The following is a 14,191-nucleotide window of genomic DNA, read 5'->3' as shown; positions in this document are numbered from 1 at the left end:
TCAGAAGGCCTGCCCGATACCGATGTATAGCTCTACGCCATCGCCGGTATCGCCGCCGACGGGCGTGGCCACGTCCAGCCGGATCGGACCAAGGCCGGTCTGATAGCGGACGCCGATGCCTGCGCCTGCGTGGCTTTCACCACCCTGGCCGGGCATGCTGTCGGCGCTGATGAGCCCGAAGTCATAGAAGCCGACAACCTGAATTTTCTCGCTTACCTGTCCGCGCAGCTCCACCGAGGCACCAAGAAAGGAGCGCCCGCCGACCTCTTCGCCGCCGGGCAGCGTGATTCCCAGAGACTGGTAGGGCTGGCCCCGCACGGTGCCGCCGCCACCGGAGTAGAAGAGAAAGTCGGGGACGGTTTCGGTCACGTCGGTGCCGACGATGGAGCCAAGCTGAAGCCGCCCCGCGAGCGTGAACTTCTCCTGCGTTCCGAAGCTGCGATAGCCACGGGCGTCTGCATAGAGCCGGGCGCCGCTGCCAGATCCGTCGAGACCCACGAATGGCGTGGCCTCGACGTTGAGATAATAGCCGTTCTTCGGGTCCAGATCGCTGTCGCGCCGGTCCAGCGTGCCGCTGAAGGGCAGGGTGAAAAGGGTGAAGTCGCGGATGCCGATATCATCTTCGGTGTGCGAGTAGAGCAGGCCGAGGCCGGCCTGAAACTTGTATTCCTCGTTCACGATACGCGTGACGCCGCCTTCGATCTCGAAGCTGTCGGAGAGGTAGAGCGGCTCGTCTTCATGCTTCAGGGCGGTTCGAATGTAGAGGTCGGTATCGGGGTTGAAGGTTCCGGGGCGGCCATAGAGCACCGACAGGCTGTAATCGACGCCATTGTCGCCGCCGATCCCGATATTGCTGATCTCGCCATCGAAGCGCAGCCGTTCGGCCCCGCCGAACAGGTTGCGGTGCAGCCAGAAGGCAGAAACGGTAGCACCCTCCAGCGTTGTCAGTTCCACGCCAAGCCCGAGACGGCGGCGCTGGGCTTCGACGAGTTCGGCGTTGATGTCGAGCGTGCCATCGGGGTTGGCGACAAGCTTTTCGGTCAGCGTCACCGACCGGAAGGCCCCGGTGCGTTGCAGGCGGGTGGAGGCCTTGTCGACCTCGTCGGGATGAAACTGCTCGCCCGTCGGCAGACCGGCGATCTCGATGATGCGGTCGGTGCGGACGCGCTGGTTTCCGGTGGGGATCAGCCGACCGAACCGAAGCTTGCGGCCCGGGTTGAGCCCGACAGACACATCAAGCCGCCGCGCCGGGTGGCTCGCGGTGATCCGCTGGCTGGTGGCTTCGGTCTTGGCGTAACCCAGCTCGCGCCAGCGATCGACCGCGGCCGTGCCAGCCTCTTCGATCACCGGAACCTTGGCCGGTTCACCAGTGCGAAACCCTTCCGGCAGCTCGGTGCGCGGCGCGAGCGGCGTGATCTCGGCCCGGCCAAAGCGGAACTGCGGACCAGGGTCCACGATGACGTTGATACGCCCCACCCGGGGGGGAACGGCGAAGGGGGACAGCTCCGATGCCTCCCTCCCATCCACCCGGATCGAGACCACGGGGCCATAGTATCCTTCGGAGTAGAGGGCCGCGACGATCCGGCGATAATCCGCCTGAGCGGCGGCGATCAGGCCCTGCGGCGCGGTCTCGCCTTCGACAAGCAGGGAACGCGTGGAGAGTACGCCGATGATCTCTTCGCGCAAATCACTGTTGCCGCCCTTTACCGAAAGTCCGATACGGGTTTGCGCATTGGCTTGCAGGGTATTGAAAAACAACAGAAACCCTGCGGTGAAAAATGTAAGAAGATGGCGTGTTTTCACGTCTGACAAGCGCTCCCTCGGCTCGCCGAACCATAGGCGAAACCTGCGCAACCGCAACCAAACTCATCGCGATCCAGCCCTGTCCCGGCGCGGCATTATTGCCCTTCAGGCAATAACGTCGATGCGGGAACATGGTTCCTTAACGCTGGTGGGTTTCCCAGGCCGGATGCATCCAAGGCTGCACGTTCTGCGGCAGCAGGGGCGTGCGCCCGAGGATGTGATCGGCGGCCTTTTCGCCGACCATGATGGACGGGGCGTTGAGGTTGCCGTTGGTGATGCGCGGGAAGATCGAGCTGTCGGCCAGGCGCAGCCCGTCCACCCCGATCACGCGGCACTCCGGGTCGACGACGGAGCGCGGATCGTCGGCCCGCCCCATCCGCGCGGTGCCGCAGGGATGGTAGGCGCTTTCGGCGTGGGTGCGGATCACCTCATCCAGCGCGTCGTCACTGTGGGCGGCCTCGCCCGGCTGGATCTCGTGTTTGACGTAAGGCTTGAAGGCCTCTTGGCGGAACAGCTCGCGCGTGAGGCGGATACAGCGCCGGAAATCCACCCAGTCCTGCTCCTCGCTCATGTAGTTGAAGAAGATGCGCGGCGGCTCTGCCGGGTCGGCCGATTTGAGCGTGATCTCGCCACGGGAAGGTGAGCGCATCGGGCCGACGTGGGCCTGGAAACCGTGGCCTTCCGGCGTTGCCTTGCCGTCGTAGCGCACGGCGATGGGCAGAAAGTGAAACTGAATGTCGGGGTAATCCACCCCGGCATCGGAGCGGATGAAGCCGGCACTCTCGAACTGGTTGGAGGCACCGGGGCCGCTCCGGGTGAAGAGCCACCGGGCACCGACGTAGGCTTTGCCTACCAAGTTCCAGTATTTGTAAAGGCTTACCGGCTGTGCTGAGGCGTATTGAACATAGAGCTCGAGGTGATCCTGAAGGTTCTGGCCCACGCCGGCGCGGTCGGCCACGACCTCGATCCCATGTTCGGCCAGATGCGCCGCCGGGCCGATGCCGGAGAGCATCAGCAGCTTGGGAGAGTTGATCGAGCTGGCGGCAAGCACCACCTCGGCCTCGGCACGGATGACCTCGATCTTGCCGCCACGTTCTACCTCGACGCCAACGGCGCGGCCATTCTCCATCACCACGCGGCGGGCGAAGGCGCGGATCATCTCGCAGTTCGGCCCTTTCACCGCGGGTTTGAGATAGGCCTTGGCGGCCGACCAGCGCTCGCCCTTCCAGACCGTCATGTCGTAGGGGCCGAAGCCCTCCTGCTGCTCGCCATTGTAATCGCCGGTGCGAGGGTAGCCCGCCTGCACCCCGGCCTCGACGAAGGCGCGGGTGAGCGGATTCAGCCGTGCCCCGCGGGTGATGTGCAGGGGGCCATCGGTGCCGCGCCATGATGCATCGCCGCCATGGCCGCCGTCATGCCAGTTTTCCATGCGCTTGAAGTAGGGCAGCACGTCGGCATAGCCCCAGCCTTCGGCCCCCTCGTCGCGCCAATGGTCGAAATCGCGGGCGTGGCCGCGGACATAGATCATGCCGTTGATCGAGGAGGAGCCGCCGATGACCTTGCCGCGCGGAGTGGCCATCCGCCGCCCGCCGAGGTGCGGCTCGGGCTCGGATTCAAAGCCCCAGTCGTAGCGGCTCATGTTCATCGGGTAGCTCAGGGCACCGGGCATGTTGATGAAGGGGCCCCAATCGGAGCCGCCATGCTCGATCACCAGCACCCGGCGGCCCGCCTCGGAGAGCCGCGCCGCCATGGCGCACCCGGCGCTGCCTGCGCCGACGATGACATATTCGGCCTGCATCAGAAGGCGGCCTCGACATCGCCCATGCGGACATAGACGGATTTGAGCTGCGAATAATGCTCGATCGCGGCCTTCGAGTTTTCGCGCCCCACGCCCGAGGCCTTCACCCCGCCGAAGGGGGCCTCGACCGGCGCATCGTTGTAGGAGTTTATGAAGCAGCTCCCGGCCTTGAGCTGGCCTATGACGCGGTGGGCGCGGGAGATGTCGCGGGTGAAGACGCCAGCCGAGAGACCGAAGGCGGTGGCATTGGCGCGGGTGATGACTTCGGCCTCGCTCTTGAAGTCGAGCACGGCCATGACCGGGCCGAAGATCTCTTCGCACGCGATGGTCATTTCGTCGGTGACATCGGCAAAGACGGTGGGGGCGAGGAAGAAGCCGTCGCGGTCGAGGCGTTTGCCTCCGGCGATGAGCCGTGCTCCCTCTTCGCTGCCCTTGGCGATATAGCCCTCGACGATCTCCATCTGACGGGCGCTGACCATGGGGCCGAAGCTGGTGGCCTCGTCCATAGGATCGCCGATCACCGCGCCCTTCAGGCGCTCAGCGAGGCGCGAAAGGAACGGGCCCTTGATCCCGCGCTGCACGAAGACGCGGGTGCCGTTGGAGCAGACCTGCCCGGAAGAATAGAAGTTGCCGTTGATCGCGGCGCTCACGGCGTTTTCGAGGTCGGCATCGTCAAAGATCACCAGGGGGGATTTACCGCCAAGCTCCATGGTCACATGCTTCATCTCCCCCGCCGCCGCGGCATAGACCTTGCGGCCGGTGGGCACCGAGCCGGTAAGCGACACCTTGGCCACGGCAGGATGGGTGACGAGCCGGGAGCCGACCTCGCCCATGCCCTGCACCACGTTGAAGAGGCCGGCGGGCGCTCCGGCTTCAGTAAGGATCTCGGCGACCTTGAGGGCGCAGAGCGGGGTGGTTTCGGACGGTTTGAAGACCATCGCGTTGCCGCAGGCTAGGGCCGGAGCGCCCTTCCAGCAGGCTATCTGCGTGGGGTAGTTCCACGCTCCGATGCCAACGCAGACGCCGAGCGGCTCGCGCACGGTATAGACCCAGTCTTCGCCGAGCTGGATGTGCTCGCCGGTGAGCGAGCCGGCCAGCCCGCCGAAGTACTCCAGCGCATCGGCGCCGGAGGTGGCATCTGCAACCAGGGTTTCCTGAAGCGGCTTGCCGGTGTCATAGGTCTCCAGCACCGAGAGGTCGCGGTTGCGCTCACGCATCAGCCGAGCGGCGTCGGTGAGCACGCGGCCCCGCTCGCGCCCCGTCATGGCAGCCCAGATTTTCTGCGCCTTGGTGGCAGCCTCCAGTGCGGCGTCGACGACGGCAGGGGTGGCAGCATGGACCCGGGCGATGACCTCGCCGGTGGCCGGGTAGATCACCTCGATCACCTCGCCGGCGGCGTCTTCGAGATAGGCGCCGTTCACGTAGTGGCTGGCTTCGGGCTGGGTAGGGTAAGTCATTGTTTTCTCACTCGCCGCGCGGAAAGCGGGCGTCTTCTTCGACGGTGTTCAGATCCATGTGATTGCGCATGAAGCGCTCGGAGGCCTTTTGCAGCGGCTGGTAGTCCCACGGGTAGTATTCGCCATTGCGCAACGCCTCGTAGACAACCCAGCGGCGGGCCTGGCTGCGGCGCACTTCTGCATCGAAGCGGGGCAGATCCCAGCGGGCCTCGGCCTCGGCCTTCAGGGCGGCGTAGGGCTCGGCATGGGCCGGGTTGCTCGCAAGGTTTTCAAGCTCGTGAGGATCAGCCTCGAGATCGAAGAGTTGATCGGGGTCGAGCGCGCAGAGGTTCAGCTTGTAGCGCCCTTTGCGGAGCGAAACGAGCGGCGCGTAGCTGGCTTCGGCGGCATACTCCATGGCCACGGCGCTCTCGCGCATCTGACCCTGGCCCAAGGGTTTGAGGCTTTCGCCCGCCGTCCAGGGCATGACTTCTTCCATGCTCACCCCGGCGAGATCACAGAGGGTGGGGCAGATGTCGATGTTGCTGACCGGGGCCTCTACCAGACCCGGCTCCATCTCGGGCGAGGCGATCATCACCGGCACCCGGGAGGAGCCCTCATAGAAGGTCATCTTGAACCAGAGGCCGCGCGCGCCGAGCATGTCACCATGATCAGAGACAAAGAGGATCGTGGCCTCCTGCCGGGTGCGGTCCAGCACGTCGAACAACTCGCCCACTTTCTCGTCGAGGTAGGAGATATTGGCGAAGTAGGCACGGCGGGAGCGGCGGATATCGTCTTCGGTGATATCGAAGCTGCGCCAGTCGTTGGCGTCAAAAATGCGTTTGGAATGAGGGTCTTGTTCTTCGTAGGCGAGGGCGCCGACCTCGGGGAGCAGATGCTCGCAATCCTCGTACATGTCCCAGAATTTCTTGCGGGCGACGTAGGGATCGTGCGGATGGGTGAAGCTGACGGTCAGGCACCAAGGGCGGTCGTCGTGACCGCGGGCCAGATCGTAGAGCTTGCGGGTCGCGTTGTAGGCCACCTCGTCGTCGTATTCCATCTGGTTGGAAATCTCGGCCACACCCGCGCCCGTCACCGAGCCCATGTTGTGATACCACCAGTCGATGCGTTCGCCGGGCTTGCGGTAATCGGGCGTCCAGCCGAAATCGGCGGGGTAGATATCGGTCGTCAGCCGCTCTTCAAAGCCGTGCATCTGGTCGGGGCCGACGAAATGCATCTTGCCCGAAAGGCAGGTCTGGTAGCCCGCGCGGCGCAGGTGGTGGGCATAGGTCGGCAGGTCGGAAGGGAACTCGGCGGCGTTGTCATAAACGCCGGTGACGGAGGGCAACTGCCCCGACATGAAGCTGGCCCGGCCGGGGGCGCAGAGCGGCGAGGCGGTGTAGCCGTTCTTGAAACGGGTCGAGCGCGCCGCCAGCCGCTTGAGGTTGGGCGCGTGCAGCCAGTCGGCGGGGCCATTGGGAAAGAGGGTGCCGTTCAGCTGGTCGACCATGATGATCAGAAAGTTGGGGCGGCTCATTCCAGGGCTCCGAGTTCATTTGAGAGGGTCGCCAACGCGTGGTCCGTGGCGGTTTGCCCGGTCATGTCGTCGGGGTTGGAGGCGTAGCGCAGGTAGAGCCCGTCGATCACCGCACCGATCCGGTCGGCGATTTCGGGGGCGGCCGTGTCGGCCAGCGAGCGCAAGTCGTGCAGAAGGTTGGAGCGCAGGCGGCGGTGATAGACCGAGAGCAGCCTTTGCGCCTCTTCGTTGCGCCGTGCAAGGACATAGAAGTTAAGCCAGGCCGAGATCACGTCGGCGCGAAAATTGCAGCTTGAAAAGCTTGCCCTTACAATGCCTTCGAGGCGCTCGCGCGGGCCGTTGGAGACCAGCAGCGCACCCCGCACCTCGGCACCGTAGACCGAGAGCACATGGCGCATCGCGGCCAGAAAGAGCTTGTCCTTGTCACCGAAGTAGTGGAAGGCCAGTGCCGCCGAAACGCCGGCCCGTTTGGCGATCTTGCCAACTGTCACATCGAGCGAGCCATTGGCCCCGATCTCATGTATCGTCGCCTCCACCAGCTGGGCTCTGCGCTTGGGTTCTACACTCATCGCCGACTCCAAAAGGCTTGCATTACGGGGATAATCGGTCATTGTTTGATTGGTCAATCAATAAAATGAACCGACAACTCCGAAGAACAGGGAGACCAACATGAAAACCACCGCAGCCGTATCTGCCCTTGCCATCTGCGCCGCCTCCGCGGCCTTCGCCCAGTGCGACACTGTCGTCATGTCCGACGTTGGCTGGACCGATATCACCACCACAACCGCCACTGCCAAGCATGTGCTCGAGGGCCTGGGCTACGAGGTGGATGTGAAGATCCTCTCGGTGCCCGTAACCTTCGCCTCGCTCGAAAGCGACGATGTCGACGTGTTCCTCGGCAACTGGATGCCCGCGCAATCCGGCGCCATCGGGCCCTACATGGAATCCGGCGAGATCGAGGCCATCAACGTGAACCTCGAAGGCACGAAGTACACGCTGGCCGTGCCCACCTACACCTACGAGAAGGGCCTTCAGAGCTACGCCGATATCGCCAAGTTCGCCGAGTCGCTCGACAACAAGATCTACGGCATCGAGCCGGGCAACGAGGGCAACGGCTACCTCGTTTCTCTGATCGAAGAGAACAAGATGGGCCTCGGCGACGCCGAGATGGAAGTGGTCGAAAGCTCCGAGCAGGGGATGCTCGCGCAGGTCGAACGCTCCTACAAGGACGAGAAGGACGTGGTCTTCCTCGGCTGGGAACCCCACCCGATGAACGCCAATTTCTCGCTCAAGTATCTGCCCGGCGGCGAAGACTTCTTCGGCGGCGAGGGCGTGGTGCACACCGTGACCCGCAAAGGCTACTCCGAAGAGTGCCCGAACCTCGGCAAGCTCTTCAGCCAGATGGATTTCACGCTGGAGATGGAAAACGGCATCATGGGCCAGATCCTCGATGACGGCGCCGATCCGGCAGATGCCACCGAAGAGTGGCTGAAGGCCAATGCCGAGGTGCTCGATACCTGGCTCGACGGTGTGACGGCCAAGGATGGCGGCGATGCCAAGGCCGCCGTCAGCGCAGCGCTGGGCCTCTAAGACCAGACGCAAGGCCGAACCGCCCGCCTCGCACGCGGGCGGTTCTTTTTTGGCCGGTTGACGCAGAACGCTGCGAGCAACACGGTCGAAGAGGGGACAACGGGGAGACGACGACGTGGAAGACTTGCTGGAAGACTACAAGATACCCGTGGGCAAGGGGGCCAAGATTGTCTTCGACTGGATCCGCGACCACGGCGAGGTGCTGCTGGACGGGTTCGCCGCGGTGATGGAAACCATGATCGAAGCGATTCTCTGGGTGATGCAGGAGCCGCCGGCAATCCTGGTGATCCTGGCCTTCGTCGCCGCCACGTGGTTCTTGCAGAAAAGCTGGAAGGTCTGCCTGTTCATCTTCCTCGGGTTCCTCTTCGTGCTGAACCAGGGCTACTGGGACGAAACCACCGAGAGCCTGACGCTTGTGCTCTCGGCCTGCCTCGTCTGCATGGCCGTGGGCGTGCCCATCGGCATTGCCTGCGCCCACCGGCCCAAGCTCTACACCTATCTTCGCCCGGTCCTCGACCTGATGCAGACCCTGCCGACCTTCGTTTACCTGATCCCTGCCATCGTGTTCTTCGGCATCGGCATGGTGCCGGGCCTGATCGCCACGGTGATCTTCGTTCTGCCGGCGCCGATCCGGCTGACCTATCTCGGCGTGTCCTCCACGCCGCAATCGCTTCTGGAGGCCGCACGCGCCTTCGGGGCCACACCGCGCCAGACGCTCTGGAAGGTCGAGCTGCCCTATGCCTTTCCGCAGATCATGGCGGGACTGAACCAGACCATCATGCTTTCGCTCTCCATGGTCGTGATTGCGGCGCTCGTCGGCGCGAACGGCCTCGGCGTGCCGGTGATGCGCGCCCTCGGGCAGGTGAATACGGCGCTGGGCTTCGAGAGCGGCATTGTCATCGTGGTGGTGGCCATCATGCTTGACCGGATGTTGAACGTGGGAGCGCGTAAATGAGCACTGCCGTCAAAATCGACAACGTTTCGATCGTCTTCGGTGAAAAACCCGGGCAGGCCCTGCCGCTGATGGACCAAGGCCAGGAACGCGGCGAGATCCAGCAGGCCACGGGCCAGGTGCTCGGCGTTCACAATTGCTCGCTCGACGTGAAGGAAGGCGAAATCCTCGTGCTCATGGGCCTTTCCGGCTCGGGCAAATCCACGCTGCTGCGCGCGGTCAACGGGCTCAACCCGGTAGTGCGCGGGGCCGTTCATGTGAACGACGGGCACGGCATGGTGGATGTGACCAATGCCGACAAGGCAACCCTTCGGCGTATCCGGATGCACCACGTGGCCATGGTGTTTCAGCAGTTCGGTCTGCTGCCCTGGCGCTCCGTGCGCGAGAACGTCGGGCTCGGGCTGGAGCTGGCGGGCATGCCCAAGGCTGAGGCCGACGACAAGATCGACACCCAGCTCGATCTTGTGGGCCTGACCGATTGGGCAGAGCGGAAGGTGGGCGAGCTTTCGGGCGGGATGCAACAGCGCGTGGGCCTTGCTCGCGCCTTTGCCACCGAGGCCCCGATCCTGCTGATGGACGAGCCCTTCTCGGCGCTCGACCCCCTCATTCGCACCAAGTTGCAGGACGAACTGCTGGAGCTGCAACAGCGCCTGAAACGCACGATCATCTTCGTCAGCCATGATCTCGACGAGGCCTTCAAGCTCGGCAACCAGATCTCGATCATGGAGGGCGGGCGCATCGTGCAGACGGGCGCCCCGCAGGACATCTTCCGCGATCCAAAAAACGACTATGTGGCAGAATTCGTGCAGCACATGAACCCCTTGGGCGTGCTGCGAACCCGCGACCTGATGAAGCCCGCAACGGGCGCTCCGGCCGTGACGGTGGATGCCGACATGCTGGTGCGCGATGCGATGGAAACCCTCATCGGCAGCAGCGGCCCGGTGGGCGTGACCGAGGAAGGTGCCGTGGTAGGGGAACTCTCGAAGGATGACATCCTGAACGGGCTCACCGCAAAAGAGGTCACGGCGTCCGGTTGACGCGGCTCACCGTCTGGACCTCCCTCCGCAGGGTGGTATTCTGCGCCTCTGTTCCCCGGAAAAGAGGCTTCCATGACCGCCGACAAACGTATCGTCCTGTCCAGCGACCACGCCGCAATCGACCTGCGACAGGCGGTTGCTACCCATGTTGCCGCGAAGGGTTGGGAGGTTGTCGATATCGGGCCGACGACGCCGGAGAGCACCCATTACCCCAAGCATGGCCGGGCCGCGGCCGAAAGGGTGGCCTCGGGCGATTGCGCCCTCGGAATCATTCTCTGCGGCACGGGGCAGGGGATCATGATGGCTGCCAACAAGGTGCCCGGCATCCGCTGCGGGGTCTGTTCCGATACATTCTCGGCCGCGATGATCCGGCAGCACAACGATGCCAATATGCTCTCGCTCGGCGCACGCGTGGTGGGAGAAGGGCTGGCGCTTGAAATCGTCGATGCCTTCCTGGACGCCGAGTTCGAAGGCGGCCGCCATGCCCTGCGCGTGGACATGATCGAGGCAGAGACGCACCCCGCCGAGTGACCCTTGGCCTCGCGGCCATGGACCTGAACCTGCTCTGAAGGCTTCAGTTTGCTGGAATCCGGGATTCCAGCAGGTCAAAACCCGTGGAAAGCCTCCACAACCAATGCTAGAAACTGACCCGACGCAAAGCCGCATTGCCTGTGCAGAAGCCCGGGGGAAGCATGACGAACGACGCCGCCAAATTGCCGATCGTTGTCGGTATCGCTGCCTCTGCAGGTGGCCTCGAAGCGATGTCCCTGTTTCTTCAGAACCTTCCCAAGGGCCTGAACTGTGCCTTCGTGCTTGCCCAGCACATGTCGCCCAGCCACGAGAGCATGCTGGTCAAGCTGCTGTCGCGGGAGACTGCGCTTGAGGTGAAGGAGATAACCGAGCCGACCGAACCGGCCACGGACACCATCTACATTCCGCCTCCCGGCAGCGACGTGAGCTTTCAGAACGGCAAGCTCGAAGTGCTCGCGCCGCAAGGCCACCCGGCAACGCCCAAGCCCTCTGCGGACCGTCTGTTCAAGGCGCTGGCCGCAGGGCTGGGCGCCCGGTGCATCGGGCTGGTCCTGTCGGGCACCGGCAGCGATGGCAGCTATGGCGTGCAGGCGATCCGCGAGGTCGGGGGCATCACTCTGGCGCAGGAGCCCACTTCAGCGAAGTACGATTCCATGCCTGTCTATGCCATCCGCACCGGCTGCGTGGACCTCGTGCTGACACCGCAGCAGATCGGCAAGCACCTCGCCCAGATCCTGAGCCAGCCGCGGGATCTCGAGGAACTGAAGAAAATGGGCGAGGAGGCGACCAAGAACGCCGATCTCTTCCAGATCCTGCTCGCGCACACGATGGTCGATTTCCGTCAGTACAAGGAAAGCACGATCAACCGCCGGGTTCACCGCCGGATGGTGGCCAAGGGTATCTCCAGCCAGGCTGAGTACATCGAGTTCTGCCGGCGCAGCCAGGAAGAGGTCGAGGCGCTCTACAAGGATCTCCTGATCTCCGTGACGCGGTTTTTCCGTGACTCTGCACAGTTTTCGGTGCTGAGCGATGTGCTGCGCGAGCGCATTGCCTCCAAACCCGGGGCCAAGATACGGATCTGGGTGGCGGGTTGTGCGACCGGCGAGGAGGCCTATTCCATCGCGGCGCTCTATGCCGAAGCCGCGGGCGGTCTGGAGGCGCTGGCCAAGGAAACCCTGCAGATCTTCGCCACAGACATCGACGAACACGCTCTCGCCGTGGGCCGGAAAGGCGCCTACCCACGCAGCGCCACCGACGACATCCCTTCCGACCTGCTCAACAAGTACTTCGACATCAGCGGCGACCGGGTGTTCGTGAAGCAGAGCCTGCGCAACTGCGTGATGTTCACCCGGCACAACATCTTTCAGGACGCGCCGTTCATGTCGATCGACCTGGTCAGCATCCGAAACGTGCTGATCTACTTCGACAGCAACCTGCAGGACCGGGTCCTTTCCCGCATCCAGTACGCGCTCGCTCCCGACGGCCTGCTGTTTCTGGGCACCTCGGAGACAACCGGGGCGATGGACAGCCACTTCGTGCAGTATGACCCGGCCGCGCGGATCTATGCCAAGCGCGCCGCCCCGCCCCTCGACATGGCCAACTTCGGTTCGGCCCATGCCATCCGCGCCAGTCGCAGGATGCTGGACCAGCAGCGGGCGCCCAGCGCCGACAACGTCAATGACTGGGGCCACTTTCACAGTCTGGTGCGGTCGGTTGCCGACAACGCGATTCTGGTGAACAGCGAGAGCACCGTGATGAAGGTCTACGGCGACCTCGCGCCCTACAGCCAGATCACGGATGCAGTGTTCAAGGGGTTCACGCTGCGGCTGCTGAAGGCCCCGCTGGCCAATGAAAGCACCACCCTCGTGCTCGTGGCGCTGAAGAACATGAAAACCCGCACCGGACAGTGGCATCAGGTCGAGGGGCGCGACTTCAACCATGCCCGCCTCGTGGCCTATCCGATTGCGGGCACCGAAAATGACGACCCCTATGTGCTGCTGGCCATCGAATCCGAGCTACGCACCACGCCGCAAGCGAGCGAGGAAGAGCGCTCCGACTACCTCACCTACGTCGAGACCGAGCTGAGCCGCACCCGTGAGGCGCTAAACGTGACGATGGAGCAGCTCCAGACCTCCAACGAGGAGCTGCAATCGCTGAACGAGGAGCTGCAAAGCTCGAACGAGGAGTTGCAGAGCACCAACGAGGAGATGGAAACCTCCAACGAGGAGCTGCAATCGACCAACGAAGAGCTGATCACCGTCAATGAGGAGCTGATCGTCAACTCCACCGAGCTTCAGCGCACGACCGCGGAGCTGAACGGCATCGTCGACGGATTGCCCACGACCATGATGATGCTCGATCAGGGGCTGCTCATTCGCCACGCCTCGCGCCGCGCGATAGAGCAGTTTCGCCTGCGCACCCGCGGCCAGTCGATGGGGCACGTTTCGCAGTGCCACCTGCCTGAAGGTTTCCCCCCGGTGGTGGACCTGTGTTCGCAGGCGCTGCTCAACCGCAAGTTTCTTTCGCGGCAGTTCGGCACCGGCATGAGCCGTCATCTGCTGACGATCGCGCCCCTCGTCAGCGCCTCCGACGAGTTGATCGGCCTGGTGGTGATGGTCACGCTGCTGGAAAACTCGATCGAGACCTCGCTCAACCACACCCTGCGCCGCTTCGGGCAGATCGGCACATGGCACGTGCAACTGCCCGAGAACGAGATCAGCTGGTCGGAAGAAACCTATGCGATCCATGGCGAGCCGGCCGCCGACAAGCCGATCACCCTTGAGCGGGCTCTGTCCTTCTATCACCCGGAAGACCGGGCGATGGTGAGCGCCCATCTCGAGGCTGCGCTTGAAGAGCGCGGCGGCTTTCATTTCACGGCCCGCCTGAACCGGGCCGATGGCAAGCTCATCGTGATCGAAAGCTCGGGCACGGTCATTACCGACCGCCTGAACACGCCGGTTGCCGTTGTCGGCGTGATCCGCGACTTCTCCCGCGTCCAGACCGAGAACATGCTGCTGCGTCACTACAACGAGATCACCACGGACGAGGGCATCGGGGTGTTTTCCTATGATGTCATCAATGGTGCCAACTACTGGAACCCCAAGTTTTACAGCATCTTCGGCATCGACCCTTCCGTGCAGCCCACGATCGAGGTCGCACTGGAGCGCCTGTCGCCCGACAGCGCCACCAAGGCGCGGGCCCTGCTCGAGGCAGCCATGACCCACGGCGATCCCTACGAGTTCGAAGGCGAGATCCAGCAGGGCGAGGGCAAACTGGCGCCGTACCGGAGCACCGGGCGGGCCTATCGCAACGATGAGGGCAAGATCAGCCATGTCTTCGGCACGATCCGGATCATCGAGTGACTTATCGGATCTTGCGCCCCGAACCCCACTGTTAACCACAAAGTAACCTTTTTCCGGCGATACTCGACCGCTCCTGTAGTTGGTTGTGGTGAGGCCTGTAAAATGTTGATGGGACTGGGTGCGGAAGACGGCGAAAATTTGAGTC

Annotated in this window: 10 protein-coding genes; 5 read left to right on the top strand and 5 right to left on the bottom strand. The window is 63.7% G+C overall.

From position 1 onward, the window contains the following. From GTH22_RS11705 to betI, 5 genes are all read right to left on the bottom strand, one after another. Positions 1 to 1,758, bottom strand: a complete 1,758-nt coding sequence (locus GTH22_RS11705) for an autotransporter assembly complex family protein (protein ID WP_252945409.1) — start codon at positions 1,756 to 1,758, stop codon at positions 1 to 3. Between the two features lie 184 nt (positions 1,759 to 1,942). Further along, positions 1,943 to 3,601, bottom strand: a complete 1,659-nt coding sequence (gene betA / locus GTH22_RS11700; RefSeq protein ID WP_252945408.1) for a choline dehydrogenase — start codon at positions 3,599 to 3,601, stop codon at positions 1,943 to 1,945. Then, entirely contained in the window at positions 3,601 to 5,058 is a 1,458-nt protein-coding gene (gene betB / locus GTH22_RS11695) for a betaine-aldehyde dehydrogenase (RefSeq protein ID WP_252945407.1), read from the bottom strand. Before betB ends, betA begins: the two co-directional genes overlap by 1 nt. 7 nt (positions 5,059 to 5,065) lie before the next feature. After that, on the bottom strand, positions 5,066 to 6,574 hold the full coding sequence (betC, locus tag GTH22_RS11690; protein WP_252945406.1) for a choline-sulfatase: 1,509 nt from the start codon (positions 6,572 to 6,574) through the stop codon (positions 5,066 to 5,068). After that, the gene (betI, locus tag GTH22_RS11685) at positions 6,571 to 7,143 is read right to left on the bottom strand and encodes a transcriptional regulator BetI (RefSeq protein ID WP_252945405.1); all 573 of its coding nucleotides are present in this window, start codon (positions 7,141 to 7,143) and stop codon (positions 6,571 to 6,573) included. The genes betC and betI overlap by 4 nt, the downstream gene beginning before the upstream one ends. 100 nt (positions 7,144 to 7,243) lie before the next feature. Here betI and choX point away from each other — a divergent pair, with 100 nt between their 5' ends. The 5 genes from choX (at position 7,244) to GTH22_RS11660 (ending at position 14,046) form a co-directional block, all read left to right on the top strand. Then, on the top strand, positions 7,244 to 8,164 hold the full coding sequence (choX, locus tag GTH22_RS11680; RefSeq protein ID WP_252945404.1) for a choline ABC transporter substrate-binding protein: 921 nt from the start codon (positions 7,244 to 7,246) through the stop codon (positions 8,162 to 8,164). A gap of 115 nt (positions 8,165 to 8,279) precedes the next feature. Next, complete coding sequence (gene choW / locus GTH22_RS11675; protein WP_252945403.1) at positions 8,280 to 9,119, top strand: choline ABC transporter permease subunit; 840 nt, start codon at positions 8,280 to 8,282, stop codon at positions 9,117 to 9,119. Then, a complete protein-coding gene (choV, locus tag GTH22_RS11670) occupies positions 9,116 to 10,153 on the top strand; it encodes a choline ABC transporter ATP-binding protein (RefSeq protein WP_252945402.1) in 1,038 nt (345 codons plus the stop codon). The genes choW and choV overlap by 4 nt, the downstream gene beginning before the upstream one ends. Positions 10,154 to 10,225: 72 nt before the next feature. Then, positions 10,226 to 10,684, top strand: coding sequence for a ribose 5-phosphate isomerase B (rpiB, locus tag GTH22_RS11665; RefSeq protein WP_252945401.1), 459 nt, complete (start codon positions 10,226 to 10,228; stop codon positions 10,682 to 10,684). Between the two features lie 161 nt (positions 10,685 to 10,845). Then, positions 10,846 to 14,046 carry a chemotaxis protein CheB gene (locus GTH22_RS11660; RefSeq protein ID WP_252945400.1) on the top strand — a complete coding sequence of 1,067 codons (3,201 nt, stop codon included), beginning with the start codon at positions 10,846 to 10,848 and terminating at the stop codon, positions 14,044 to 14,046. Positions 14,047 to 14,191 lie beyond the last annotated feature (145 nt).

This window comes from Oceanicola sp. 502str15, assembly GCF_024105635.1.
GTDB lineage: Bacteria > Pseudomonadota > Alphaproteobacteria > Rhodobacterales > Rhodobacteraceae > Vannielia.
The sequence above is the reverse complement of the archived record's forward strand: the minus strand, read 5'-3'. Positions and strand labels throughout refer to the sequence as shown.